The sequence below is a fragment of the Litoribacter populi genome (assembly GCF_007483685.1).
GTDB lineage: Bacteria > Bacteroidota > Bacteroidia > Cytophagales > Cyclobacteriaceae > Litoribacter > Litoribacter populi.
Genome location: NZ_VMKN01000001.1, coordinates 1,107,440 through 1,133,500, shown reverse-complemented (window position 1 = coordinate 1,133,500; position 26,061 = coordinate 1,107,440). Strand labels below are relative to the sequence as shown.

Genomic DNA, 26,061 nt, shown 5'->3' with positions numbered 1-26,061 from the left:
TTAATGATTTAGTGGCACGGGCAGAGAGATTCGAACTCCCATCAACGGTTTTGGAGACCGCTATTCTACCATTGAACTATGCCCGTGTATTTGAATTGCTACTCCAAACGGAACGCAAAACTAGATAATATTCCTTAAAGAAACAAATGCGATTCCGAAAAATTTCAGAATCGCATTTGAATTTTATCTTAATCAATAATGATTAGTCTAGGATTTCAGTAACCTGTCCAGCACCTACTGTTCTACCACCCTCACGGATAGCGAATCTAAGGCCTTTCTCAAGAGCAACTGGGCTCAAAAGGTTAACTTCGATAGTAACGTTATCACCTGGCATTACCATTTCAACGTTCTCAGGAAGTTTGATCTCTCCAGTTACGTCTGTAGTTCTCAAGTAGAACTGAGGACGGTATTTGTTAAAGAATGGAGTGTGACGTCCACCTTCTTCTTTTGAAAGTACGTAAACTTCAGCCTTGAAGTGAGCGTGTGGCTTCACAGAACCTGGCTTACAGATAATCATACCTCTCTTGATTTGAGATTTCTCAATACCTCTAAGAAGTAGACCTACGTTGTCACCAGCTTCACCTCTGTCTAGGATCTTACGGAACATCTCAACACCAGTTACGGTAGACTTAAGACCTTCAGCACCCATACCGATGATATCTACTGGATCACCAGAGTTGATTACACCTCTTTCGATTCTACCAGTAGCTACAGTACCACGACCTGTGATCGAGAATACGTCTTCTACAGGCATCAAGAAGTCTTTATCGATAAGACGCTCAGGAAGAGGAATGTGATCATCTACAGCGTTCATCAATTCCATGATTTGGTCTACCCACTTCTCGTCGCCATTAAGGCCACCAAGTGCAGAACCTGAAATCACAGGAATGTTGTCTCCGTCGAAGTCATAGAAAGAAAGAAGTTCTCTAACTTCCATTTCTACTAGCTCCAACAATTCTGGATCATCTACTAAGTCAACTTTGTTCAAGAAAACTACTAGAGCCGGTACACCTACCTGACGAGCAAGAAGGATGTGCTCTCTAGTTTGAGGCATTGGTCCGTCAGTGGCAGCAACTACAAGAATTGCACCGTCCATCTGAGCAGCACCAGTTACCATGTTCTTCACATAATCCGCGTGACCTGGACAGTCAACGTGCGCATAGTGACGCTTCTCTGTCTGGTATTCTACGTGTGAAGTATTGATAGTGATACCTCTTTCTTTTTCTTCTGGAGCGTTGTCGATAGAAGAGAAATCTCTTAATTCAGAAAGACCCTTGTTAGCCAATACGGTCGTAATGGCAGCTGTCAAGGTAGTCTTACCATGATCTACGTGACCAATAGTACCGATATTAACGTGCGGTTTGGAACGGTCAAAGGTTGCTTTTGCCATGCGTGAAAATCCTCTGTTTAGTTAAAGATATGAATTAGTTATTTTTTCCAAATGTCTCTGAGCCAACGACGGGATTTGAACCCGTGACCTCTTCCTTACCAAGGAAGCACTCTACCCCTGAGCTACGTCGGCTGATAACAGTTTGTATGCCTATAAACAAGCATAGAGCGGGAGACGAGGCTCGAACCCGCGACCTGCAGCTTGGAAGGCTGCCGCTCTACCAACTGAGCTACTCCCGCTTGTTTTTCTTACACTGTGCAAAACTACAAAAGTTTTGCGGATTAATTGTGGGGGAAACAGGATTCGAACCTGTGAAGACATAAGTCAACGGATTTACAGTCCGTCCCAGTTGGCCGCTTTGGTATTCCCCCAACTGATCCGCTAAGCCATATTCAAAACCTTTGTTTGTTTTTGTATGTCTTAACGGATGGCAAAATTATAGGCTTTTGTGTAACTATCAAAATATTGTCCGAAAAAATCTCATATTTTTTTACACTTTACGCTTAAGCGTTTCGACATCAACCAATTAATTTTATCGATATATTCCTATAATGATCTACTCCCCGTAATTTTGCAGGTAAAACCCCTGATACTGCTTCACCATGCTGTCAGTCTCCTCCTCATTGAGTCGCTGCAATTTTTCCCTTACACCATCTTCGTCGTAAAAACCGAACAAGCTTTGAAACGCACCCAATCTAATATAATTAGCAGGATTCTCGGCCGCTATATCATACAGCTTATCGATGGCAACCTTCCTTTCCTCCTCTTCTAACCTGGCAAAGAAATCCCCATAATAACCCAAGAAATAAAACAAGGATTCTCCACCAAGCTTGTCAAGCTTGTCGTGAAACCATTCCGAATATTTACTATCCGCCTGCTCAGAGAAATAATTGGCTAATGCCACCACAACCCGGATGTTCCGCTGATCTTTATATTTCTCAGCTATTTCCTGCCGGTCCTCATTACCCTCATGTCCAAGGTATGCAGCCAAAGCAGCTCCGGCCACATAGAGCGAAGGCTCTTCCAGTTGACCTTTAAAAAACTCCTGATACTTATCCGGATTGTTTTGCGCCAGCACTTCAATAGCAGCTGCTCTCACACTGTTTTTTTCATCTTCCTGTGCCAGACGGTAAACCAAGTCTTCTACAAACTGAAAATTCACCTCACTGGAACTCAACCTATCTAGCGCCAACTCTCTTAAAGACCCAAATTCATCTTCCATCCCTGAGCGGTAAATTCCACCGAGCTCTTGCCGCGTATAATGGCTTGTCAAACTATCTAGGGCCTCATATCGAGCAATCCCTTCCTGGGAATTTTCAAACTGGGCCACCAATCGATCAAAGCCTCTATAAGTTTGTTTTTTAGCCAACAGCTCCATGCCTTCATCAAAAACCACCAAGTCAACAATGTTACCATTTTCCAAAGCAAAAAACTGCTCCCCTTCTTCCAACACAAATTCCCGCTCATACTTCACCCCATCCAAATAATACTGAACCTTAAATGGGATTTTATATAGCGGGGTTTGTCCCAATGGCTGCTGCTGCCTTACGGTGAGCAAGATATTCCCAGGCACACTTTCATCAATTTTCACATCCAGTTCCGGATGCCCTGAATCTAAAAACCACTGGTTGAAAAACCAGTTTAGATCCTTCCCGCTCACTTTCTCAAAGGCAAGTCTTAAATCATGAACCTCTACGCTGCTCAAGGTGTGCTTTTCCAGATAGTGGTTGAGAGAAGCAAAGAAGGCTTCATCTCCTAGGTATTTTCGTAACATATGCAGGATTCTTCCCCCCTTTGCGTAGGAGTGACTATCAAACATATCCTCATCATTATCATAGTAAAATCTAATCAGGTCTACCTGCTTACCTTCTGCCTCAGAAAAATACTGCTCCATTTCTCCTACATGAGAAAGGTCAGCAGCATCCTTACCATGTTTGTATTCCTCCCACAAGTATTCTGAGTAATTTGCAAATGCCTCATTCAATGGCAAGTTAGACCAAGACTCCGTGGTCACGTAGTCCCCAAACCACTGATGAAAAAGCTCATGCGCTATGATGCCATCCCATTCACTATCTATTGCCTCCCTCTCATCCAAATTCAAGGCTTCCATAAAAATGGAAAGGGTTGTGTTCTCCATAGCTCCGGAGACAAAATCCCTCACCACCACTTGGTCATACTTCTGCCAAGGGAACCTTACTCCAAGCAGTTCCGAGAAAAACCCAATCATCTCTGGGGTATTTTCAAATACTTTCGCCGCGCCATCTTTATAACCCTTCTCCACGATGTACCGCAAAGGCACATCCTCCCATTGGTCCTCCACCACTTCAAAATCCCCAACAACTACTGCGGCTAAGTATGGTGCATGCGGCCTATTCATTTCCCAGTGATCGGTACGGGTTCCGTCACCATTATCTTGTTTACTCAAGAGTTCACCATTACTGAAAGTCTGATATTCTTCAGGTACTGTCAGTTTAAAATCATGTGTTGCCCGCTCATTTGGGGCATCGATGGTGGGAAACCATTTGGAATTGTGTTCGGTCTCCCCTTGCGTCCATATTTGTATGGGTTTGCCTTCCTCTTCCCCCGTAGGATTGATGAAATACATACCCTTATCATCGGTGATGGCTGCGCTTCCGCCACTTCCACCCTCATACGGCATGGCAGTGTATCTGATATCAAGCTCCAAAGTGTCGGAAGAAGACACCTTACCAGGAAGGTATATCAAAAGTTTTTTCCCATCATACTTGAAAGCCAAAGGAACATTCTCATCCTCCCCCAATTTGGTCACATCCCAAACTTCAAAATCCTTAGCATCAAGCTCCAGCTCTTTCTGATCATAAAAAAATGGCTTCAGCCTGAGCCTAGCCTTTCCCAGCACATGCTTCTTTCCAAAATCAAAGGAAAGATCAAGGGAGGTGTGTAAAAGATCAAAATGACGCTCCCGAGTAGCTCGGTATTCACGGATTTCGTATTCCTTTTGTCTTAATTGTCCTTTCTGCTCCTGGGTGGCCTCAAACCTTTCTTCCACTTCAGCAGGGACATCTTCTTTTTCCTGTGGTGCTTGGGTTACTTCGGTTTGGGTTTTACAGCCCAGTAAGAGGGCCAATATCAGCACACTGGTACTTTTTAATTTCATACAATCCGATTGGTTTGAAAATTATAACGTCCTAAGTTAAGATATTTTTTGGGGAAAGGTTTCAATTTTTGGCTGGCAAATTATGGACTTCCCACGGCCTATGAAGCGGATAAAAATTTTGCGCACTCTTTTTGATATAATAATATTTTAACCAAACACACTACATTTTATGAAAATAGCTGGAATGATTTTACTAATTCTGGGTGTTGTTGGCACCTTGATCTTTGGTATCCAGGCCATACAGGACTCGGAAAGCTTCACTTTTCTGGGCATGGATATCGCCGTTAGCACGGCCAACTGGACACCCGTGATCGTCAGCGTAGTCCTTATGGTCATTGGAGGCATCATGATGGGCGCCGGTAGCAAAAAGCTGACTTAAGAATTTACCTCCAATATGATTTTTTGTTCAAAAGACGGCAACATGTAGTTGTCGTTTTTTTTTTATTATCCCCCCTTCCGCCGTTATTAATTGTACTAGGTACTATGTACTAAGTATTTCAAGATTTTGCCTTGGCTTTACATCCCTCTAAACCCACGACACATCCCCCTTAAACCCCTAAACAGTCCCCGGTAGCGCATAAAGCGAAGCTATGCGCTACCGGGACGTAAACCTCTTAACCACTTCGTACTTTGGATACCTATTAAATGGCACCTCATACTTGTGACCCTTTTCCTCCACCGCGATTCGCTCAATAAATTGTACTTAGTACCGAGTACAACCTTTTCTTGTCCTTTCCCCCACATTTACTATCTTTAGCCACCAAATTAGCTATCATGTATTCAGTAACTATCAATAAAGACAAATTTGAGGTCAACAAGGAGAAAGACGGCTTTCAGGTCAATAAGAGCCTGATCGAATGGGACATCACCAAACTTGAGGACCGCCGCTACCACATTCTGGCCAAACACCAGTCTTACAATCTGGAACTCATCGAGCACAACGCCGAAGAGAAAACTTTAAAAGTCAAACTAAATAACAAAACAGTTACCCTTTCCATCAAGGACAGATACGACCTGCTTTTGGAAAAACTCGGCATGAACAACACGGCCGGTTCAAAGGCCAAGGACATCAAAGCGCCTATGCCTGGTTTAATTTTTGACATCAAGGTCAAAGTCGGCGACGAAGTCCAAAAGGGCGACCACGTGCTGGTACTGGAAGCCATGAAGATGGAAAACATCATCAAATCCCCCGGTGACGGAGTGGTCAAGGAGATCAAGGTCAGCAAAGGAGCAAGCGTGGAAAAAAACCAGGTTTTAATTCAATTTTAAGGAATTGATTTAGTTTTATAAGCTTAACAAATTATATTTGTCGAGTTTAAATATTGGATAAAAATCATTTCAACATTAAATACCTTTCTCTTAAAGGCCATCAGAGCATGAAGTACAAAAGAATCCTCCTTAAGCTTAGCGGCGAAGCCCTCATGGGCGACAAAAACTACGGCATAGACCCCAAAAGACTAGAGCAATATGCCATGGAAATCCGAAAAGTGGTGGATATGGGCGTAGAAGTAGCACTTGTAATCGGAGGAGGCAATATTTTCAGAGGCGTGCAGTCCGAGAAAATCGGCATTGACCGCGTTCAGGGTGACTACATGGGCATGCTGGCCACATTGATCAACGCCATGGCTTTGCAGAGCGCGTTGGAGCAAAACGGCATGTACACCCGTCTCATGTCTGGCATCAAGATCGAAAGTGTATGTGAGCCGTTTATTCGCCGTAGAGCTATCCGCCACTTAGAAAAAGGTAGAGTGGTAATCTTTGGAGCCGGAATAGGCAACCCATATTTTACTACTGACTCCACGGCAAGTTTGAGAGCCATCGAGATAGAGGCAGAAGTAGTATTGAAAGGTACCCGTGTAGACGGAGTCTATACAGCAGATCCAGAAAAAGACAGTAGTGCAACTCGTTACGATACTATTTCTTTTCAGGAGGTCTATGAAAAAAACCTGAACGTGATGGATATGACTGCTTTTACTCTTTGCCAGGAAAATAACCTCCCTATCATCGTCTTTGACATGAATAAGGATGGAAACCTTGAAAACCTGATCAAGGGTGAAGACGTTGGTACTTTAATTATGACAAAATAAGCTTTTAACTATATCATGGAAGAGATTCAATTAGAACTTGACAATGCGAAAGAGCTCATGCAGAAGGCCGTTGACCACACGGCTGCTGAGTTGGTAAAAACAAGAGCTGGTAAGGCCATGCCCAATTTGCTTGACGGGATCATGGTCAGCTATTACGGCGCCCCTACCCCATTGCAGCAGGTGGCCTCTGTGACCACTCCTGATGCCAGAACCCTTACTATCAAACCTTGGGAAAGAAACCTGATCAGCGAAATTGAAAAAGCCATCGTCAATTCTGATTTAGGTCTTGCCCCTCAGAACAACGGTGAAATCATCATCCTGACCATCCCACCACTTACGGAGGAAAGAAGAAAAGGCTTGGTTAAACAAGTGAAACAAGAGTGTGAAAACGGTAAAATCTCCATCAGAACCGTAAGAAAAGACACCAATGATTCCTTAAGAAAGCTTCAAAAAGATGGCGCTTCCGAAGATGAAGTTAAAAGAGCGGAGGACACTGTCCAGAAACTAACTGATAAATATTCTTCAAAAATCGACGAGCTTTTTGATAAGAAAGAAGCCGAGATTATGAAAGTATAATGAAATCCCTCTAGCGAGGGATTTTTTTTTATCTAGAAGCAACAAATGGCGCCTTATTTACCCATTGCTTAGAAATAATTTGCTCCACCAGAAACTTACCCAAATCATCAAGCTTAATAGCCATTCCAGGCATTTGTTTATCATCTGCCAAAACATTCCCAACACCCTCTTTTTTGGAAATCATGGCAGCTCGCACTATTGTCCAGTCGATATTTTTATTGGAAAGAATAATCGGCAGGATTGCCTCTTGGGACTGTTTCATTTCTTTAAAAAGAAAACCTACAAACACCTTCATAATCTTCCTTTTCAAATCTAGGTTTTCTTCAGGAAGCGTCATGACTGCACCGGAAATATTAATTAACCTTTTAATCCCTAACTCATTCATTTTTCCCGTCAATAAGGTTCCTATACGTTGAAATTTTGCATATTGGTCAGGTTCCTTGACGCCACCAGCTGTATTTATCACCACATTACTGCCTTCAAGCGCACGTTCCATTGAAGAGCTATCAAGAAGATTGCCCTCTACCACAGTCACTTTTTCTTTTAACTCACCAAGCTTTTCAGGAGATCTTACCAAGACTTTAACCTGATAACCTTTATTTAAAGCTTCTCTTAGCGTTGCATTTCCAACCATTCCGGTCGCCCCTAAAATTGATACCTGCATCATATGGAGATTTAATGTTGTGAGCATAAATCAATTACCCTTCAAAAAATCGATAGCATAAAGCATCGAACCGAAAAGCTAAACCACTTTAATTAAGCGACTTATAAAGTTACCATAAATTATAGTCATATCAAATATTTGCAACTCACTTACCACTTTCTCCTCACTCCGGGATGCTTGGTGGCTATGTCCTTCAAAGTCTGAATTTGCCCTTCAGAAACATCCCTTTTCGGAATCAACAAGGCCATTTGTGCATTCTGCCACAGCAGCACCCAGTTGTGGGAAACCTCAAACATATACAACTTCTTCCATGAAAAAGTAGTATCGAATGACTCCCCTATGACTTGTATTTTCTCCCGGTCGAGCTTATAAGTAAACTTCCCCCTCAGCCGGGCATCTCCAAAATAGTTCTTTTTGGAAGAACGGAGTAGGGATAACGGAGGGAGCAGCACCATCGCCAATCCCAAGGCTACGGGCAACACGGGAAATTGGACATAAAAATCAGGTTCCATTACATGATGTACCAGTGAACCCAATACCAGAATCAACCCCAAAACCAGTAACGCGGTGGTCATCTTCCTGCGGTAAAGCAAAAAGAAATTAGCCCTCCGGAAATCTTCAAAACTCAACCCTGTATTGATCACTACTTCTGCCATAGAGGGGAAGATAATTCATTGCAGGTTATATTCCAAAGTGAAGGAGGGTAGGGTAAAAGCTATATTGAAGAATTATTTTTTAGGTTGCCCAGACTCACCCACTGCGACCTCCGAGCCTCTGGGGTAAAAACCCAGTTTAAATTTCCCCTACAAAATCCAAAAAGACCTTTTTATGGCGTTCAAGGTCCATATCATGGGAAAGTGCCACTCGGGCAATGTAATCTTTATCGGCTTCTTTAGTCGTCCCTTGGGTTGAAGTGGCAGGTATGGTCCAATAACATCCCTTTAACTGCCCATAACTCACGCAGTATTTACTTTCATTAGGGATCTCAGTAATCATTAGGTTGATCAACTTATTATTCAATGCCCTTTTATAAGATTCTCTTTCAGCAAAAGTTTCTCCTTTGGTGGGAAGATCCAATGAAAACACAGATGGAGTAAATCCTTCCTTCGCCAATTCCTCTGAAACAAAATTGATTTTTGCCTCTGGCAGAGCATCTTTAATGAAGTTTACAAATTCCCGCGTATTTTTATATGCGTCAATTATCCTTTGATTCATGGAAGGTAATTGATTTGCCAATATTTCAACTTGAAGATCTGTAGCCTCATTATCGCAAAGTATAAGATGCTTTTCTATTTTTTCCAATAAATCTTCCGCCTCATTATTTGCCACACAATAGCCCGCAGTACATTTTCCTCCACTAGGGAATTTCGAACCACTAACATAGGATATGCTCCTGATCGTAGAAAGTATTCCACCCTCAGCCAGGAATTGCACATTGGGACAAAATGTTTGGTCTAAAATAAACACTGGATCGATAGCGGCTTTTCCTGCATCCGTTTTACGGACTGCACTCAACACCTCTTTTAATTTTATAAGATCCGGAACTTCGACTCTTGGGTTAGTTGGAATTTCAGCGATGATAAAAGGGACGGCATCTTCTTTGGCAACTTTATCCAAAACGGCATCAATACTTTGAACCATATTGTTGTCACCATCGACAAGTAGATCCAAAACTTCCACGTTGTCCACACAAGCAGCTACCCGTCTGGCCTGGTCGTTTGTACCACCATAACAGTTAGGAGGAACAATGATTTTGATGGCTTTGCCTGGATGCTTTTCCAATGCCGCATCAACTAGCCCCATCATGATGGCATATTGAATTGATAGGCCACTGGAACCAAGTAGCGCCTTTGTATTTGTACCGGTAATTTCTTTAATCGAATCCAAGACAAGCGCTCTGTTTGTCTCATAATCACTTTTCACATCATCAGAAGGGGACTTTCCAATTAATTGCTGCAAGGCCGAAAAGCAATTCACAGGCGTCATAGCAATGGTCTCTCTTCTGCGGACATGCTGGATTTCGGAGATATAACTTCTATTTAGCTCACCATTTACCATTAGGATACTTCCAAATTCAGGGTGAATACTGATTATGAAATCTACATTAGGAGAAAATTCAAAACTGCCAATTTCCTCATTTTGTGAAATGAAAACTGTGCTGCCGTTAAACCTGGAAATATCTTCGACTCCATTAACTTGCTTTAAATCGAAACTATAACCGTATACTTGCTTTAGTACTTCGGTATCAAAAAGTGCCGGCAATTCCCCAGTATAGCAGATTTGAGTATTCTCATTATTCAATAAATTTTTCCTGAGAATAGCCAAAATAGGAACCGTCCTCGATGAAAAACTTATTACACTTTCCGGTTTATTGTCATATAGTTTAGCAATTGTCCATTCCAGCACTGATGATAAAGGATGACCTAGCCGGATATAATCATAAGCCGTAGGCAATTGACTGAGTGCTGATGTTTCAGAGCTATGGTTTTTAAATAAGTCCTCAAACTCATCTAAAAATTGTGTTTTAGCCAACTCTTCAATGTAAATGTCTAGTCGATGGGTTGTTAACTTCAGCCATTCAGCTGGCATGTTCTCCAATACATCTTCAATATATTTAAACACTCTATTTTCTGTCATAAAATTTACTTTTAGATAGGCCGTAATTTTTCATAACCCTTAATTTTCGCCTAAAATTCCCCCGAATTAACGCAAACCCTCACCAATTTCCAAAAACCACCCCTCATCGGACATCCGACATCCGTCATCCGTCACCCGTCACCCGTCATCCGTCATCCAAACATCCTCAATCTAAACCGTTAAACCAGCCCACTTTGCTAAGCTCATTCTTATTTAATATTTTAGATAAAACCTTTTAAACCTATGGAATCTCATCTTAACAGTATTTCTCTATTTCTCCTTATTTCCCTATTTTATTTTTCAACAAGCTGCTCCCCAAAAGAGACCCTAACCGAGGAGCCCCGATATTCCGGCAATCCTGTCATTGAAGGCTGGTATGCAGACCCGGAGGGTATCATCTATGGGGACACCTACTGGATTTACCCAACCTATTCCGACGCCTACCACCGACAGGTCCACATGGACGCATTTTCCTCCAAAGATCTGGTAAACTGGGATAAACATGAACGAATCATTGATACTGCAGCAGTGGCTTGGGCCGACAGTGCCATGTGGGCTCCTTCAGTGATTGAAAATAAGGGGAAATACTACCTCTTTTTTGGAGCCAATGATATTCAGCATGAGGATGCCTTAGGAGGCATCGGTGTGGCCATAGCCGACCAACCGGAAGGACCTTTTAAAGACCTCATCGGCAAACCTTTGATCAATGAAATTGTCAACGGGGCCCAGCCCATCGACCAGTTTGTCTTCCGCGATGCCGATGGGACTCATTATATGTATTACGGGGGCTGGGGCCATTGCAACGTGGTCAAGCTAAATGAGGATTTTACTGGTCTCGAGCCTTTCGATGACGGTGAACTGTACAAGGAAGTAACCCCTGAGGATTATGTGGAAGGCCCGTTCATGTTTATGCGTGAAGGAAAGTATTACTTCATGTGGTCAGAGGGAGGCTGGGGCGGGCCCAATTATAGGGTAGCCTATGCCATTTCCGACAGCCCCTTCGGCCCGTTTGAGCGGGAGGCTACAGTTCTCCAGCAGGACCCTGACATCGCCACTGGCGCCGGTCACCACTCGGTCATGCAGATACCGGGAGAGGATGAATACTACATCGTCTACCACCGCAGGCCTCTCGAAGAAACCCACCACAACCACCGCGTGGTCTGCATCGACAAAATGGAATTTAACGAGCAGGGAAAAATAAAACCGGTTCAGATTACTTTTGACGGGGTGAAGGAGAGAATGATTCCTTTACCACAACCCCATCCTTAATTATTACATTAAAGTTCTGTTCAGGATCTACAATGAGCTGAATATCCTCCAGCGGATTGCCGTCCACGATGATCAGGTCCGCATATGCTCCCTCAGAGATTTCTCCCAACTTACCATCCTGATAAGGATTTCGCGGACCACTCATGTATAGAAGCTGGGCATTGTCAAAGGTAGCCATTTTCAAGACCTCGTAAGGCGAAAACCATTTGGTCATCTTGGCTAACTGCTTCCCCTGCTTTAGGGCAAGCTCTGGGTTGAAAAGACAATCTGTCCCCCAGGCAATTTTAATGTTGTATTTTTTGGCCAACCTATAGGCGTTGTCTGTCCCTGCTGAGACTTCCATCTGCTTTCGCTTATTTGCTGAACCTTCTGGGAATTGGTTGGAATCCTCATCTCCCAAAAAAGGCTGCAAACTCCACCATATCCCATTCTCGGCCATTAATTTCACTGTCTCCTCATCAGCCAACTGCCCATGGTCTATGCATTTCACTCCGGCATTGATGGCCGTCTTGATCGCTCGAGGAGTATAGGCATGCACCGTGACATAGGTTCCCCAGTTTTCGGCAGCAGACACAGCTGACCTGAACTCCGCTTCGGTATACTGGGCCACATCCAAGGGGTCATAATTTGAGGACACACCACCTCCGGCCATCAGCTTCAGTTGTGTAGCGCCTTGACGCAGCTGTTCCCTGCTGCGCAATAACACTTGCTCCTCCCCATCGGCTATAGCAGCCATTCGTTTCTCTCCACATAGGACATTTCGCCCTGCCTCCGAGGCACATCGGTAGGCAAACCAAAATCCCCATGTCCACCTGTCTGGGAAATAAATGCTCCGCTGGCAAAAACCCTCGGTCCTACAATCAACCCCTGATCAATTGCCTTTGCCAAGGTCAACGCTCCCCCACCCAAATCGCGCACACTTGTAAACCCTCTCAGGAGTTGCTTTTCTGCAGCCTTTGCGGCATAAAGATTCAAATAGGCATAATCCGACATCATCGCCAGCATTTGGGGAATTGACTCAAACAACAAGTGCGTATGCGCATCTATCAATCCCGGCATCACAAACCTTCCGCCTCCTTCTATAATTTTATAGTCTTGCCCATCATCAATTGAAATGGGTTCTGTTGAAATCCTGGTTATAAATTTCCCCTCAATTAGAATATGCCCACGAGTGACTTGTTCATCCTTCCCCGTAAAAATGTTCACATCGGAAATCAAAATTGGGGAAGGACGATCAGATGTTTGCCCCATTAAACTTATTTGTAAACCAAACATCACTAAACCAAATAAATACACTACTTTATTCATAAACCACAGAATTATTGAACCTGCAAAACCCTCTGTATAAGATTATTGTTTAGGTGCAAATTACACTTCACCAAGAGCACCTTTACCTCTAAATTCCTACTTTCAAACTATTCTGAAAACCATTAAAAACTCATTGTAAATCCATATAATCTTCTGACCATATTCTGACCATCTCCCGACTTCCTTCTAATCAAGTTCTAATAGCGCCAAGTAAAATCAGAATATTCTTTGTTTACAAACTAACGATACCTAAAAAATAATCCGGCGATTTATTTGCATATAAACTTTTATTTATTATTTTCGTTTGGCTTTTGGCTCAAGAGGGTGATTAGGCGTTTTTTAATCTAGAGGGTGTTTGCCATACTAATGGGCAGAGCGTAAAGCTGAGATTCCATAATTTTTCATTCACACTTTTAACAACATCCATCATGGCAAAAGCATCCGGCATTCACCAGGGCCTCAAAGGCAAAATTGGCGGTTTTATTTATTACGAGATTAACGGGGTCACTTACGTGAGAGCCGCCCCCGAAAAGAAGGACAGAAAGGATAAACTCCCCTCCACTCCCGCTCAGGAATTACAGCAGACAAAGTTCCGGCTGGCCCGGCATTTTCTCGAACCTATACGCCAGCTGATGTATTTCAGCCACCAAATAGGTATACGCGGAGCCAGAAACGGCTACCACGAGGGCTCAGCTTTACTTATGAATCTGGCAATGGTCCACCATGACACAGGCTTAGCTTTGGCCCCCAATCTGGCACTCATCAGCTCGGGCAACCTTACCGGAGCTAAGGCAGGTGCCGCTAGCTGGAAGGACGATGATCATGTAGAGGTTACCTGGAAAAACAACACCGGATCGGGTAACGCCAAGGGCCGGGACAAGGCCCTGATCCTGCTCTATAATCTGGAGGAATCAACCCCCATTTATATACAGGAAGGCGCTGCCCGGTCAGCAGAAAGTCAGCTCATCCCCATTCCCGACCCAGACGAACACCGTGGCCGCCTCCATGCCTACCTAGCTTTCAGCTCCCCCTTAGCCAAAGGGCATAGTCTGTCGGATAGCGTTTATCTTGGATTAGTGTAAGAGTAATTTTTAAGGACAAGAAAGAGTACAAAGAGTACTGGCAATAGGGTTATTTATAGAGCTAAGTCAAAAGAGCAAAACCAAGCGCCAATTACTAACATGATGACACATCGTACGCTTAATACATAGTACAATAATTATGGCACGACAAAAAGGTTTTATCAAGCTCACCGGCAAGATCGGTCATGTGAGTTTTTACAAGAACAAGGACGGTTATTTCGCCAAGGAAACTGGTGGAGTGAGCAAGGAGCGTATTCTTACCGATTCCAATTATGAACTTACTCGGCAAAACAACGAGGAATTTGGTAGCGCTTCCAATATGGTGGGTATGCTGAAAGGAGCCATCTGGCTGGCCCTGAAGCGGACAACCCCTACCAAACTACATGGCCGCTTGGTAAAAGTGGCCAACAGTATCCTCCGTTCCGACCCTAAAAACGCTCGCGGAGAAAGACGCATTGAAGAAGGGGATTGGAACATGCTCCATGGTTTTGACCTCAACGAAAACGCCAAATTCTCCAATGTGGTCAAAAGCAAATATCAACTTGAGAGAAAAGAAGACCTGTGGGAACTTCATTTCGAAGACCTTCACATAGGAAGAGATATCAGGGTTCCCAAAGCAGCCACCCATGTTCGCCTGTATTTTATTACCGGAGCCTTTGGACCTGGCGAGAAGCTGTTTCCTTACGGTTTTCATCTTACCGAAACCGATCCCCTGCCCATAGAAAGTGGCCCCAAGGAAATTACCATGACAGCCCCGCATCCGGTTGGTAATTATGATTACCACGTAGTGACTCTGGGTATGGAGTTTCTTATCCTCTCCGGCAGCCATATCATGGATGTCGGCAGGCTTAAATTAAACCCATGTCGGATTGTTAAAGCGGGCGCCAAGCCATGATAATAGCAAATTCAAGAGATTTTTGAAAAATCAGAAAAATTCGAACTACTATTTCTACTCCCTAATACACCTCACTGACCTTAGGAAAATATTGTCCGGGGAATCCGTCCCTGAATCATAAAAAGTTTGCTGGAGCCATACCGAATGAACAATATCATAAGGAAACCATGGTTCGTCTCTTTCTTCCACGGTGCTAGTCCACCAAGTAGTCATTTCATTAAACCGACCAAAATAGCTGGGGAAGTTATAACCAAATAGATCCAACCAGACAACCCCTGCTCCCAATGCATTAAATTGGCTTTCATTTGTTGCCGTTTGATGTAGCTCTTCAATCCAATATCTCGGATCTGTGCTGCGCATTTTAATGGCAGCCTCTTCATTACCACCAAGGTATTCTCGAAGTTCTCTCCAGTCTTCCAAGCTCGGGATTTTATACCCGCAAGGGCAAATATTCCTTTCGTCCACTGCAGCCCTATTGTTATAAAGCTTGCCATACGGAACATCATATTCCGGCTGATTGTCAAATGACCACGATCCAGGGATATCATTGCCATACTCCCATTCCCAATTGGGCTGACCAGCTTCTTCCAAGGGATCTCCATTGCAAAAAGTAGAAGTACGGAGATTCTCCGCCATCCAATATTGATTGCCTATTTTGACTACCTTATATACATTCCCTTCTGCATCCCTGACCACTCCCTCTACTACTGGACTTGTGGGAAGTGATTCCACTAGCAGTTCAAATTCTGCCAAGACCAGCTGAAAATTCGCATTCCCCTGGTCGGGCAGGTCCAAGTAAAAATGGAAGTGGTTGTATGCCTCCATAGTAAATTCGGAAGTAATGACCTCTTGATCAAAATACTCTGTAATCTCCAAAACCACATCTCTTCCTCCCTCCACATATTGATAAAAATGGTTTCTATCCGATGAGCGTTTCAGTTCTTTGGTCTCACCACCCGCAGAAATTTCGGCGTTTTCAAGGTATTCGTTTTTGATGGTCACCAAACCATATTCAGTAAATGCCTCCAAAACTATATTAACCGGATTGCCATCAACTACAAATGCACCGTTGGACTCAAAAGACAAATAATCCTCAAATATCCCAGCTTCAACATTACAGCTAAAAGTATATTCACCGAAAGGCAGTTCCACCCCATAAGGAGTACTGAAATCGCTTGGATCAAATGGAAGGAGATATTCATTTCCGGTATTTGTGTTGACAATTGTAATTTCGGCAAAGTCTGGAAGCACATGAACCCAGTCAGAGTTTTGGTTTTGACGAGCGTTGGGTGATTGGGAGGAAAAATCCATTACCTCCAAACCTGAAAACTGCAAGTTCCCAACAGGCCTCATTTCATCTTCAGGGGCACAAGCCAACATCAAAAGCCCAATCACTATGTGTAATAATTTTCTCATGGCTTAGGGATTTTCTTTAATACATCTGATGGACATTCCTTCATTTTTGTACCCATCGTGAGGCCTAGGATTGACATCCCCCACACTATTAAATCTTTGCTCCATTACATAAAGGGTATTAAACCTATAGCCTGGAGGCTCCGGTTCAGTAGAATACCACCAAAAGCTGTATTCGACCTCCGTCTGGGTCCACCAACCCCCTACCAGATGCAACCAATTGTAATCAAATCTTAAAGGAAAGGGATAATACCATCTATTCTCTTCCCTATCGCGTTGAGGGGTTTGCCTGAGCAACATTCCTCCGCCTCTCATGGTCATACCGGTTTCATTGCTTGCCCCCGTATTCGGTGATTTCCAATGCTCAAATCCGGTGTCCTTCAATTTATCTGGCCCAGTGTAGTCTTGATCTAAGTATTGGGCAAGTTCTTGAAAATCTTCTTGAGTGGGCACCCTCCAGTCGCACGGACAAATATTTCGTTCATCCGTGGCTGCATAGCCGTTGTAAAGCTTGCCATAAGCTTGCCCATACTCTTCCCTGTCTTCATAATAAGTCCACAATCCCTCCTCCACATCATCCCATCCCTCCGGATTCGGTTCACGAGTGACCGGGTCACCGTTACAGTAGGAGGATGTCCGGAGGTTTTCAGCCATCCAGACCTGGTTCCCGACTCTTACCGTTCTGTAGCGGTTTCCGTCCACATCGTATACTATATTATTGATATCCTCCAGGGCTATGCCTTCTTGCACGTAGGTAAATTCCCCTAAAACCAAATCTACGACACCGGAATTGGGTTCTCCTGAGGCGTCCAGATAAAAATGATAATGCTGCAATGCCCCAACTTCAATATCTCTTGTCAATAATTCCTCGGTATCCAAAGGATTGACCTGAAGGGCCACTAAAGTACCTTGTCGGATATACATGTAAAAAAACTCTTCATTATCAGTCAGGGTTAGGTCCTCTCCATTTAGGTTTACGCTTTCCACACCTGTATTTTCCACTGTCACTAAGCCGTATTCACTTTGCCCATCGATTATGACATTGGCATTAGGTCCTTGGACGTCAAAAGTCCCACTGCCTGCAATGGGCATATACGCCTCCATCTCCTCTCCCTCAGCAGTTATTTCATACACATAACTTCCATATGGTAAAATGAGGGTCTGGGGCAAAGATTCTCCCGAGGCAAAAGAAAGCACTTCAGAATAACCGCCATCGGCTTGAGTAATGTGGATTTCCACCTCGGGGGCAAGGATATGCTCCCATCCAGATATGGCTGTTTGGCGGGCATTGATATCCACATTTCCGAATTGGGGTAGGTTTGTTAAGGAAAAGCTGACCATACAGTCAGACACCTGCTCTTCATAAGATTGGCAAGCCAAAATATTTAGCAAAAACAAAAAAGTCAACCATCTACGCATCTCAACACTTCTTTAATAAAAATACTGGACTCTAATCTTATTGGAAATAATAAAACAGGGCTTTGCAACAAATTGTTGAAGCAATGAAAAGCTTTTATCCTCCAGGAGAAGTCTTACAGAATGGGTGCCAAGAAGTTGATTTTGAGATAAAGATTTTGTGCCCGAGTTAAAGTTCGACTGGAAGGGCTTTTAAAAAATAGAACTGGATATAAACAAAAAAAGGCTTCAAAGAAGCCCAGACTCTAAAGAAATGGCCATCATTGACAACCAGTTCTTTCCATTATTAAACCTTACAGCCTTCAATTTACCACAAAGGCTCGCAATTTCCAAAAAAGGGTAGGCTAATTTTATTTTTAAACTATTTTAGAAAGAAATACGCTACGCGAAATTTAGAAAAAAATACGCTAGGCGAAATCATGAAATATTGAAATACTTTTACTTGCGAATGCAGTAACCTCTCCCATATTTCCTAATTAATATTAATAAAAGAAGCCACCCCAAACCTCACCCCAGAGGTACTGTATCTGCCATTTTCAAACCCCGCACCCACTTCCAGTCGGAAGATGCGGAATAGCTGGTCAAGTGAATAGCCTACTTCTATGTAGTGCGGAGAGTTGGCCGTTTTGAGGTAATTGAAGAAAAGGTTCTCCCTCAAACCAGAATAGCGCAGCATGGGTAGCTGGGTAAACAGGAATTTCCGAAACTGATAATGCACGATTGAGCTAATAAAATCTGATTGGGTACTGAATCTGTAATAGTCCAAAAATCTGTAATTGGACGCCACACCCATATTGCTGAAGATAGTTCTGTTACCTCCAAAATGTTTGTAATCCATAAAGTACATTCTATCATTATTCAAGAAAGTACCCACGTTGACATTGAAATCCAGTCGTCCGCTAACCCCGAATACAAAGCTATGCTCTAATCCAGCTTCCAGGAGATCAAAATCAGTTGATGTCATCCCTCTGAAATTGGGAATACCCTTGGTATAACTGAAATTAAATTCCGGTGCACGGTCATAAATCGCATAGCGCCTTCCGTTTCTCACTCCATATTTAACCCCCGGCCTCCATCGTGCCGAAGCATTTACAATGAGAGCTTGATGGTTTTGAAAGTTGGTTGGATTTGATTCCAAACTAGCTGGTCTATTTGGGGTAAAGTCCCGAGTCTCTTCATAGAAAAAACTACCATCCGATTGGTTGAAGAGCTCCCTTCTTTCTGCCCACTTCACACTGCCTGAATAAGAAAAAGTCTCATTCAAGCGTCTGCTGTGGTACAATTCGAGAAAATCCTGCTCATACAATTTCATAAAATTTTGCCGCATGATTAGCGTATAGAGTGTATTGACAAACTCGCTGATTGGCTCATCCCCATTAAACTGCTCGATATACCTTCCACCTCTTACACCAATTCTGGAATTGGTAGCTCCTGCTTTCACATTTCGGTAAAGGTCTCCTTTTAGATAAGGTTGATTACTGGCAAACCCATACCTAAAGGTCGGTCTGAGCAGGTATTCAGTAGTTTTTTTCTGATCCGTCACTCCTACAGTATCTACCTTCGCATAGCGCAAGTATCCAGAAAAGCCAAACTTCCACCCCTCCACGGTATTGAAACCTGTTTTGAATAGATTCTCATCAAAGCCAGCCGACTTTCCTCCCCCAAAACTGTAGCTGCCACCCATGATGACAGACAAGGGGTCAAACTTTTTGCTCACCTTCTTTCTAGCCGTAGTATCCTTTTTGTCCATCTTGGCTGCCTCTACTACAGCCAAACTATCATCACGTTGATAGCCCTTGAGTTCCTCCGCAGTTAGCTTTACTGGCCTGATGCTGTCCCAATAGCTGAGTCCCCGCTTTGTTGCCAGACTGTCCACCTTATAATCTCTTTCCCGGATTACTTCTGCATCGTCTCGCTGACGCAAAGCTTCTTTTTCGTATTCGTTGACCATTTTGCGGAATTCCTTTCGGGTCAACTTATCTCCTTCTTCCAGCTTTTGAAGGGAAGTGGACTTCTTGTCAAATCTGACAATATCCTGAGGTACCTCCTGGATTTTCTCATCAATAATCTCCGGTTCAACTACCAAATCGGGGTTCAGAACAATGTCATAATCACGGATAGAAGCCAAATACTTATATTCTCCAGCAAACCCGAATATCTTTCCTCCGAAAACATATGTATGACTTATAGGCATCCAGACCTGGTCTTTAACTGGGGCGTAGATTTGGTTAACATTGACCTGAAATCCCATGAGGGAGGTTTTCAGGTCTAGGCTATGGATAGCCCAAAGATCCTCAATTATGTATATAAAGCCTTCAAACACATTTTCACCTCTCGACCTCGGAGTCACCTTCACCTTGTTGATCAATATTCCGTCCTCCATAAATGAGCCCATGAGCGTAAACTTATAATAGGCGAAAGCACTGCGGGATAGCGGGGAAATGGCGCCGTTAATTTTCTCATTGTAGAAGCTGGTACCGATATAGGGGGCCGGGGAAGTAGCATTGTCATCTCCACTCGAGCGAATACTGATTACTTTTTCCTCAATTTTATCAGGCTGGGAAAACCTTACCTCCGAAACGGACTCTGAGGTGTAGGCTTCGTTTAAGTTCAGTCCTTCTTCCTTAAGTTTTTTCTTAAGAAAAAAGGGTGCATTAGTCAGTTTGCCTGTACCCTTTAGGTAGACCTGCATGGAATATTCCTGCACCTGAAGTCGGTGAAATTTAGCTTTTGAAATCGCCTTTCGCATCACTGTAAGTGCGGGATCTTCTTGCCCGCTCCGAACCACAACTTCCTGCAATCCAAGGACCTGCTCCTTTAATTCAACATTCAGTTCAACCCAGCGATCTTGAATTTCCACCGTCTTGAGTACCGAAGTGAAACCTATGAACTGCACTAAAACATCGTACACACCAGGTTTTAGATTATACTCAAACTCACCGTTTTGGTTGGTCGGCACCCCATCACCGAGGTTGCGGATATAAACTGATGCATAAGCCAAAGGCTCGCCAGTTTCAGAAACTACTTTCCCTTTAATTCCTTGACCATATGCGGTTTGGCCAAAAAAAATGAAGACCAATAGCAGTACTACTCTCAAATCCATAAGACAACAATTAGGGCGTAATTTAAAGAAAAAGCGGGATAATGGAAATGCCTTAATGTTTGAGCGAACAAGTCAAATTGCCCAAAAACGGCATACAGAGTAATATTTACCAAAGGATTGGAGAACTAAATAATGCCATAAAATAGAATATTGGCCTATAACACCTCTTTACCAATTCTTGTTTCTGATAACAATTTTAATAAAACAGTAAAATATTAAGAATTAGCAAAATTCAATCGATTTCCATTGCTGATTTTGCAATATTTTCAATAGACATCATAGTTTTTTACACAATTGCATGTAAATATTTAAACATCAGACCCTTATAGAAGTAATTTGGCAAATGTTAATTTTTGCAAAAATCATTTAAATGTTCGATTTTACATTAGAATTAGCATGTTCTACCAATTTTTGATTCTTTAACAGAATAAACCTATGAAAAATTATTTACTCAGCATGAAGGTGTTTTTGTTGCTGTTGGCCATGGTTATTGTTTCGGTCGATGCAGCACATGCACAGGGCAGGCAGATTACCGGTACGGTGATCTCCGGCGAAGACATGCAACCCTTACCAGGGGTTGCGATTCAGGTCAAGGGAACATCCAAAGGTACAGTTACCGATATGGATGGAAAGTTTAGCTTTGACCTGGAAGGTGGGGAGACGACTCTAGTAGTCTCCTATATTGGTTTTACCACACAGGAGATATCAATAGGGAATTTATCACTTTTCACCATTACCCTTGAGGAAAATATTCAAAGCCTAAGCGAAACGGTCGTAATTGGTTATGGGCAACAAAGGGCTCAGGACGCGACGGGAGCGGTAGTGGCTTTGGGAGAAGAGAAATTCAACAAAGGTATCATCAACTCACCAGAACAATTGCTTCAAGGGCGAGCTGCCGGTGTGCAAGTAACCCCAAGTAGTGGTGAGCCAGGCGCTGCACTCAATATCCGTATCCGGGGTACTTCTTCAGTACGATCGGACAACAACCCGCTTTTCGTTATTGATGGAGTACCGTTAGATGGAGCAGCAACGCAAGCAGGTGGTGCCGATTATGGCGCAGGGGGCTCCCAGCCAAGAAACCCTCTCAACTTCCTAAACCCAGATGACATTGAAAGTATCTCCGTATTGAAAGATGCTTCAGCTGCAGCCATCTACGGATCACGGGGTTCCAATGGTGTTGTTTTGATTACCACCAAAAAAGGAAAAGCAGGACAGGAAAGCCTAACATTTTCTACAAGTGCCAGTGTGAGTACTAGAGCTAGGAAAATTGACCTTCTTGATGCCAACGATTATGTACCGGCTGCAGTGGCTGCAGGAGCTGATGAAAGTGTTATCAATTTTGGAGGAGCCACTGACTGGCAAGATGAGATTTTTCGAACCGCCATCACCCAAAACTATAATATAGGCTACGGAGGAGGAACCGAGAAAACTCAATATCGGGTGTCTTTAAGTTACATGAACCAGGATGGTATAATTAAAAACACTGGTCTTGAAAGAATTACCGGTCGGGTTAACGCATCCCATAAAGTATTTGATGACAGGTTGCGATTTGACCTTCAATTAACAGCTTCAGATATCAAAGATACCTATGCACCACTTGGGGAAGATGTAGGATTCGAGGGTAACCTAATTGGAGCAGCTCTTCAAGCCAATCCTACAAGGCCAATAAGAAATCCCGATGGGACATTCCTTCAGACTCAGGATTTCAGAAATCCTTCCGCAATGCTAGCCTATATCGATGACCGTGGTGAGACTACTAGGGTGTTGGCAAACATTGGGGTCAGTTTTGACATTACTGATAACTTGTTCTACAAAATGAACTTCGGTATAGATAATTCCTCAGGTGTCAGAAGAACAAGCCTTGATCAAAGGTTGGTTTTCCCAGCAGTTGAAAACATCGGACGTGGTGTAATCAATAACACCTATCAGAGAAACCAACTTATAGAACATACATTAAATTATAATGGCGCAATTGGAGAAAACAAGCTGGAGGCCCTACTAGGGTTCTCTTATCAGAAGTTTGAAAGCCGTGGCCATTTCCTAGAATCGCGATTCTTCACCCTACCCAACGTACCTCCAGTGGACAATATGGGTGGTGTGGATAACGTGAATGCCAGAGCATTCCTTGGAAACTCCTTTAGAGGGCAAGATGAATTACAGTCATTCTTTGGTAGGGTAAATTATAATATACGTGACAAATATTTAATTACCGCTACTGTTAGGGCTGACGGTTCATCCAAGTTTGGTGAGGATAACAAGTATGGGGTATTCCCTTCCCTTGCAGCGGCCTGGAGAATCAATGAAGAGAATTTCATGAGTGGAAGTGCTTTCAACGATCTTAAGTTGAGAGCAGGTTGGGGTGTTACAGGAAATCAAGAATTCCCTAGAAACGCTGCCATCACAGTTCTGAGAGCAGATAACCAAGGAGGTACATTTATATCTAACCAGTATAATCCCAATTTGAGATGGGAGGAAACGGTTCAATTTAATGTCGGTTTTGATTTTGCCATTATGCAATCCAAGCTTACCGGTATGGTTGACTACTTTAACAAACAGACTGAAAACCTTTTGATACTGGTTGATTTCCCAGCTCCAGCTAACGCTATCACGAGATGGGAAAACTTACCGGGAAGAGTAATCAACGAAGGGGTTGAATTTACCTTGGACTATCTAGCAGTGGACAGAGAAAACTTCTCCTGGAATATCCTAGCTAATGCGACATTCCTCAGAAACGATGTGCAGGGAATCGGAACAACTTTGAACACGGGTAATATTGATGGTCAAGGTTTGACTGGTGCCTTTGCTCAAAGAATTACAGACGGGCAACCTCTATACTCATTCTACATGAGGGACTTTGAAGGCTTTACGGAAGACGGTCTGGGTATCTACCGAAACAATGAGGAATTGTTCTATTTAGGATCTCCTTTTCCAACTTTCACTTGGGGTCTTACCAACAACTTCGCTATTGGCAGATTTGATGCAAGCATATTCTTCAATGGTCAAAACGGCGGTCTAATCTACAACAATACCGCAAACGCCATTTTTTTGAGAGGAAACCTTGCAAATGGCAGAAATGTGACCCGCGAAATTGCCAACTCCGGTGAAAATCCTGCCAACTTTGGTGAGGTCTCTTCCAGATTCTTGGAATCAAGTGATTTTGTGAGACTGTCTAACCTAAACCTAGGTTATACCTTCAACATGGAAAATAGCCGATATATCAAAACTTTAAGGGTAGGTTTTACAGGGCAAAACCTGTTACTGTTCACCAACTATAGTGGCTTTGACCCAGAGGTCAACACCAATAAGGCACGGGACGGAGTTCCTTCGTTGGGTATAGATTATACAGCTTTCCCTTTGCCAAGAATCTATACGTTTAATTTGAACTTTGGATTTTAATAGATAAGACCATGAAAATATTCAATAAATATTATCTCCCTGTTCTCGCCCTCATATTCGGGGTTGCGTGTACAGAATTGGACGATGCGGCCTTGGATGCGGAGTCATTTAATCGCCCCTCAGAAGCCGGAGAGGGAGCTGAAGCGGCTGCAGCTTTGCAGGGCACCTACAACCAGCTGAATGCGTTTGCGGATCAGGCTGGCCTTTACGCCCTTCAGGAACACCCCTCAGATGAAATGATGGGACCTACTCGAGGTACAGACTGGAGTGATTTTGGAGTTTGGCGTCAGCTACATCTTCATTCTTGGGATCCTAGCCACGAATTTGTGTTTACAGCTTGGAACACGCTGAATATAGGTCAGCTAAGAGCCACCCAGGTAATCGAGGCACCCAATGCTTCCGCCCAACAGATTGCTGAAGCCAGATTTTTGCGGGCCTATTACTTTTATAACATTGTGGATCTTTATGGGCAAGTACCTATTCGCCTAGACCTGGATGACCCTGATGAAATTCCTACTGTGCTAAGTAGGGCTGAGGCTACTCAATTTATAATTGATGATCTAGATGCAGCAATTCCAAACCTTCCCTCTTTAAATGGGGCGAACACGGGACAGGCGACTGTAGAAGCAGCGCATTTCTTGAGGGCTAAGGTTTATTTGAACCGTGCTGTATTCACTGCCCCAGAAGCTGCTGGCCCCTATAATTTCACCAATGAGGACATGCAGGCTGTCATTGAGAGCACCGATGCTGTAATCAACAGTTCGCTCGACCTTACTCCATTCTACTGGGATAACTTTGTACCTGATAACCGTAATACTTCTAGAGAAATCATCTTTGCCAGGAGAAACGAACAGGGTAACGCAGTTGCCTCTGTTCAAAACCGCTATAAAATGACCATTCACTATAACCAGGTGCCTGGTTCGGGAGGTGGATGGAATGGTTTTACCACAGTTGCGGATTTCTATAACAAGTGGGGTGAAACAGACGATGTAAGAAAAGGTCAGGCTTTGCCAGGCTTCACTGACCGACATGGATTACGGGTAGGTTTTTTGGAAGGCCAACAGTTTGACGGTGCCGGTGCTCCGCTAAATGACCGAGGTGGTAACCCGTTGGTATTTACTCCAGAGGTGAGTTTGCTTTATTCCAATGAGCGTCAGGGCGTGAGGGTAATCAAATACCCACCTGATCCTAACAACCTGGCTGACGGACTTATCGGCACTGATTATATCCTCTTCCGATATGCCGATGCTTGGCTGATGCAAGCAGAAGCAATGTTGCGTTCCGGGAATACGGGACAAGCTTTAGCCATGGTTAATGGTCTTCGTGAGGCAAGGGGTGCAACTCCTTTGGCCAATTTGACTGAAGAATTGCTTTTGGATGAAAGAGGTTATGAATTGTATTGGGAAGGCTGGAGAAGAAATGACCAAATCAGATTTGGAATGTTTTTGCAGGAATGGCAAAACAAGCCAGTTACTCCTCCACATGTGGTGCTATTTCCTATCCCACAACGGGCCATGGATACCAACCCCAACTTCACCCAAAATCCGGGGTATTAAACAGATGTTAATGGGTTTATTCAAATACAAAAGGCAGGTAGAGATACCTGCTTTTTTGTTTAAGGGTACAATTTCCACTGCGTGGAAGATTAATGGTTTATCTCAGGCAAAAAACCAACTTTACTTTGAGGTG

At 43.4% G+C, this 26,061-nt stretch carries 19 protein-coding genes and 4 tRNA genes; 9 read left to right on the top strand and 14 right to left on the bottom strand.

Features of this window, described 5'->3' with window-relative positions; translation table 11 throughout:
* Positions 1 to 12: 12 nt before the first annotated feature.
* From FPL27_RS04735 to FPL27_RS04710, 6 genes are all read right to left on the bottom strand, one after another.
* Positions 13 to 86, bottom strand: a tRNA-Trp gene (locus FPL27_RS04735).
* 116 nt (positions 87 to 202) lie between these two features.
* The gene (gene tuf / locus FPL27_RS04730; protein WP_143959992.1) at positions 203 to 1,390 is read right to left on the bottom strand and encodes an elongation factor Tu; all 1,188 of its coding nucleotides are present in this window, start codon (positions 1,388 to 1,390) and stop codon (positions 203 to 205) included.
* Positions 1,391 to 1,450: 60 nt separating this feature from the next.
* Positions 1,451 to 1,522 (bottom strand) — tRNA-Thr (locus FPL27_RS04725).
* Positions 1,523 to 1,556: 34 nt separating this feature from the next.
* A tRNA-Gly gene (locus tag FPL27_RS04720) sits at positions 1,557 to 1,629 on the bottom strand.
* Between the two features lie 49 nt (positions 1,630 to 1,678).
* A tRNA-Tyr gene (locus FPL27_RS04715) sits at positions 1,679 to 1,761 on the bottom strand.
* A gap of 185 nt (positions 1,762 to 1,946) precedes the next feature.
* Complete coding sequence (locus FPL27_RS04710) at positions 1,947 to 4,526, bottom strand: M1 family metallopeptidase (protein WP_143959991.1); 2,580 nt, start codon at positions 4,524 to 4,526, stop codon at positions 1,947 to 1,949.
* A gap of 169 nt (positions 4,527 to 4,695) precedes the next feature.
* Here FPL27_RS04710 and FPL27_RS04705 point away from each other — a divergent pair, with 169 nt between their 5' ends.
* From FPL27_RS04705 to frr, 4 genes are all read left to right on the top strand, one after another.
* Positions 4,696 to 4,905: a hypothetical protein gene (locus FPL27_RS04705; protein WP_143959990.1), complete on the top strand. Its 210-nt coding sequence runs from the start codon at positions 4,696 to 4,698 to the stop codon at positions 4,903 to 4,905.
* Between the two features lie 395 nt (positions 4,906 to 5,300).
* On the top strand, positions 5,301 to 5,795 hold the full coding sequence (locus tag FPL27_RS04700) for an acetyl-CoA carboxylase biotin carboxyl carrier protein subunit (protein WP_143959989.1): 495 nt from the start codon (positions 5,301 to 5,303) through the stop codon (positions 5,793 to 5,795).
* A gap of 107 nt (positions 5,796 to 5,902) precedes the next feature.
* Positions 5,903 to 6,613, top strand: a complete 711-nt coding sequence (pyrH, locus tag FPL27_RS04695; protein WP_143959988.1) for a UMP kinase — start codon at positions 5,903 to 5,905, stop codon at positions 6,611 to 6,613.
* A gap of 15 nt (positions 6,614 to 6,628) precedes the next feature.
* A complete protein-coding gene (gene frr, locus FPL27_RS04690; RefSeq protein WP_143959987.1) occupies positions 6,629 to 7,189 on the top strand; it encodes a ribosome recycling factor in 561 nt (186 codons plus the stop codon).
* A 28-nt stretch (positions 7,190 to 7,217) separates the two neighbouring features.
* Here frr and FPL27_RS04685 read toward each other — a convergent pair whose 3' ends face one another.
* The 3 genes from FPL27_RS04685 to FPL27_RS04675 form a co-directional block, all read right to left on the bottom strand.
* Positions 7,218 to 7,856 (bottom strand): NAD(P)-dependent oxidoreductase, encoded by a 639-nt coding sequence (locus FPL27_RS04685; RefSeq protein ID WP_185974300.1) that lies wholly within the window; start codon positions 7,854 to 7,856, stop codon positions 7,218 to 7,220.
* Between the two features lie 146 nt (positions 7,857 to 8,002).
* Positions 8,003 to 8,509, bottom strand: coding sequence for a YcxB family protein (locus tag FPL27_RS04680; RefSeq protein ID WP_143959985.1), 507 nt, complete (start codon positions 8,507 to 8,509; stop codon positions 8,003 to 8,005).
* Between the two features lie 136 nt (positions 8,510 to 8,645).
* Positions 8,646 to 10,490 carry a PLP-dependent aminotransferase family protein gene (locus tag FPL27_RS04675; protein ID WP_143959984.1) on the bottom strand — a complete coding sequence of 615 codons (1,845 nt, stop codon included), beginning with the start codon at positions 10,488 to 10,490 and terminating at the stop codon, positions 8,646 to 8,648.
* Between the two features lie 243 nt (positions 10,491 to 10,733).
* Between FPL27_RS04675 and FPL27_RS04670 the strand changes: the two genes are divergently transcribed.
* On the top strand, positions 10,734 to 11,759 hold the full coding sequence (locus FPL27_RS04670; protein WP_143959983.1) for a glycoside hydrolase family 43 protein: 1,026 nt from the start codon (positions 10,734 to 10,736) through the stop codon (positions 11,757 to 11,759).
* On the opposite strand, the gene FPL27_RS04665 is transcribed toward FPL27_RS04670, so the two are convergent.
* The gene (locus FPL27_RS04665) at positions 11,704 to 12,495 is read right to left on the bottom strand and encodes a metal-dependent hydrolase family protein (protein ID WP_262712068.1); all 792 of its coding nucleotides are present in this window, start codon (positions 12,493 to 12,495) and stop codon (positions 11,704 to 11,706) included. The two genes, FPL27_RS04670 and FPL27_RS04665, sit on opposite strands and share 56 nt — an antisense overlap.
* Positions 12,483 to 13,067 (bottom strand): amidohydrolase family protein, encoded by a 585-nt coding sequence (locus tag FPL27_RS20105; RefSeq protein WP_262712067.1) that lies wholly within the window; start codon positions 13,065 to 13,067, stop codon positions 12,483 to 12,485. The genes FPL27_RS04665 and FPL27_RS20105 overlap by 13 nt, the downstream gene beginning before the upstream one ends.
* A gap of 428 nt (positions 13,068 to 13,495) precedes the next feature.
* On the opposite strand from FPL27_RS20105, the gene FPL27_RS04660 reads away from it, so the two are divergent.
* Positions 13,496 to 14,149 (top strand): DUF6266 family protein, encoded by a 654-nt coding sequence (locus FPL27_RS04660; protein WP_143959982.1) that lies wholly within the window; start codon positions 13,496 to 13,498, stop codon positions 14,147 to 14,149.
* A gap of 139 nt (positions 14,150 to 14,288) precedes the next feature.
* Positions 14,289 to 15,044 carry a hypothetical protein gene (locus tag FPL27_RS04655; protein ID WP_143959981.1) on the top strand — a complete coding sequence of 252 codons (756 nt, stop codon included), beginning with the start codon at positions 14,289 to 14,291 and terminating at the stop codon, positions 15,042 to 15,044.
* A gap of 54 nt (positions 15,045 to 15,098) precedes the next feature.
* Here the strand turns inward: FPL27_RS04655 and FPL27_RS04650 are convergent, their stop codons facing one another.
* The 3 genes from FPL27_RS04650 to FPL27_RS04640 form a co-directional block, all read right to left on the bottom strand.
* Positions 15,099 to 16,460, bottom strand: a complete 1,362-nt coding sequence (locus FPL27_RS04650; RefSeq protein WP_143959980.1) for a fibrobacter succinogenes major paralogous domain-containing protein — start codon at positions 16,458 to 16,460, stop codon at positions 15,099 to 15,101.
* A 3-nt stretch (positions 16,461 to 16,463) separates the two neighbouring features.
* On the bottom strand, positions 16,464 to 17,876 hold the full coding sequence (locus tag FPL27_RS04645; RefSeq protein WP_143959979.1) for a fibrobacter succinogenes major paralogous domain-containing protein: 1,413 nt from the start codon (positions 17,874 to 17,876) through the stop codon (positions 16,464 to 16,466).
* A gap of 469 nt (positions 17,877 to 18,345) precedes the next feature.
* On the bottom strand, positions 18,346 to 20,976 hold the full coding sequence (locus FPL27_RS04640) for a DUF5686 and carboxypeptidase regulatory-like domain-containing protein (protein WP_143959978.1): 2,631 nt from the start codon (positions 20,974 to 20,976) through the stop codon (positions 18,346 to 18,348).
* A 435-nt stretch (positions 20,977 to 21,411) separates the two neighbouring features.
* On the opposite strand from FPL27_RS04640, the gene FPL27_RS04635 reads away from it, so the two are divergent.
* Together FPL27_RS04635 and FPL27_RS04630 are read left to right on the top strand one after the other, a co-directional pair.
* Positions 21,412 to 24,372 (top strand): SusC/RagA family TonB-linked outer membrane protein, encoded by a 2,961-nt coding sequence (locus tag FPL27_RS04635; protein WP_143959977.1) that lies wholly within the window; start codon positions 21,412 to 21,414, stop codon positions 24,370 to 24,372.
* A gap of 11 nt (positions 24,373 to 24,383) precedes the next feature.
* Positions 24,384 to 25,928: a RagB/SusD family nutrient uptake outer membrane protein gene (locus FPL27_RS04630; protein WP_143959976.1), complete on the top strand. Its 1,545-nt coding sequence runs from the start codon at positions 24,384 to 24,386 to the stop codon at positions 25,926 to 25,928.
* Positions 25,929 to 26,061: the final 133 nt, after the last annotated feature.

What these genes read in the sequence shown, in the direction of transcription:
- FPL27_RS04685 (WP_185974300.1), bottom strand. Translation starts at nt 7,856, where the DNA reads ATGATGCAGGTATCAATTTTAGGGGCGACCGGAATGGTTGGAAATGCA.
- FPL27_RS04640 (WP_143959978.1), bottom strand. Translation starts at nt 20,976, where the DNA reads ATGGATTTGAGAGTAGTACTGCTATTGGTCTTCATTTTTTTTGGCCAA.
- FPL27_RS04675 (WP_143959984.1), bottom strand. Translation starts at nt 10,490, where the DNA reads ATGACAGAAAATAGAGTGTTTAAATATATTGAAGATGTATTGGAGAAC.
- FPL27_RS04630 (WP_143959976.1), top strand. Translation starts at nt 24,384, where the DNA reads ATGAAAATATTCAATAAATATTATCTCCCTGTTCTCGCCCTCATATTC.
- frr (WP_143959987.1), top strand. Translation starts at nt 6,629, where the DNA reads ATGGAAGAGATTCAATTAGAACTTGACAATGCGAAAGAGCTCATGCAG.
- FPL27_RS04660 (WP_143959982.1), top strand. Translation starts at nt 13,496, where the DNA reads ATGGCAAAAGCATCCGGCATTCACCAGGGCCTCAAAGGCAAAATTGGC.
- FPL27_RS04650 (WP_143959980.1), bottom strand. Translation starts at nt 16,460, where the DNA reads ATGAGAAAATTATTACACATAGTGATTGGGCTTTTGATGTTGGCTTGT.
- FPL27_RS04710 (WP_143959991.1), bottom strand. Translation starts at nt 4,526, where the DNA reads ATGAAATTAAAAAGTACCAGTGTGCTGATATTGGCCCTCTTACTGGGC.
- FPL27_RS04645 (WP_143959979.1), bottom strand. Translation starts at nt 17,876, where the DNA reads ATGCGTAGATGGTTGACTTTTTTGTTTTTGCTAAATATTTTGGCTTGC.
- FPL27_RS04670 (WP_143959983.1), top strand. Translation starts at nt 10,734, where the DNA reads ATGGAATCTCATCTTAACAGTATTTCTCTATTTCTCCTTATTTCCCTA.
- FPL27_RS04700 (WP_143959989.1), top strand. Translation starts at nt 5,301, where the DNA reads ATGTATTCAGTAACTATCAATAAAGACAAATTTGAGGTCAACAAGGAG.
- FPL27_RS04635 (WP_143959977.1), top strand. Translation starts at nt 21,412, where the DNA reads ATGAAAAATTATTTACTCAGCATGAAGGTGTTTTTGTTGCTGTTGGCC.
- FPL27_RS04680 (WP_143959985.1), bottom strand. Translation starts at nt 8,509, where the DNA reads ATGGCAGAAGTAGTGATCAATACAGGGTTGAGTTTTGAAGATTTCCGG.
- FPL27_RS04705 (WP_143959990.1), top strand. Translation starts at nt 4,696, where the DNA reads ATGAAAATAGCTGGAATGATTTTACTAATTCTGGGTGTTGTTGGCACC.
- pyrH (WP_143959988.1), top strand. Translation starts at nt 5,903, where the DNA reads ATGAAGTACAAAAGAATCCTCCTTAAGCTTAGCGGCGAAGCCCTCATG.
- FPL27_RS04655 (WP_143959981.1), top strand. Translation starts at nt 14,289, where the DNA reads ATGGCACGACAAAAAGGTTTTATCAAGCTCACCGGCAAGATCGGTCAT.
- FPL27_RS20105 (WP_262712067.1), bottom strand. Translation starts at nt 13,067, where the DNA reads ATGAATAAAGTAGTGTATTTATTTGGTTTAGTGATGTTTGGTTTACAA.
- FPL27_RS04665 (WP_262712068.1), bottom strand. Translation starts at nt 12,495, where the DNA reads ATGGCTGCTATAGCCGATGGGGAGGAGCAAGTGTTATTGCGCAGCAGG.
- tuf (WP_143959992.1), bottom strand. Translation starts at nt 1,390, where the DNA reads ATGGCAAAAGCAACCTTTGACCGTTCCAAACCGCACGTTAATATCGGT.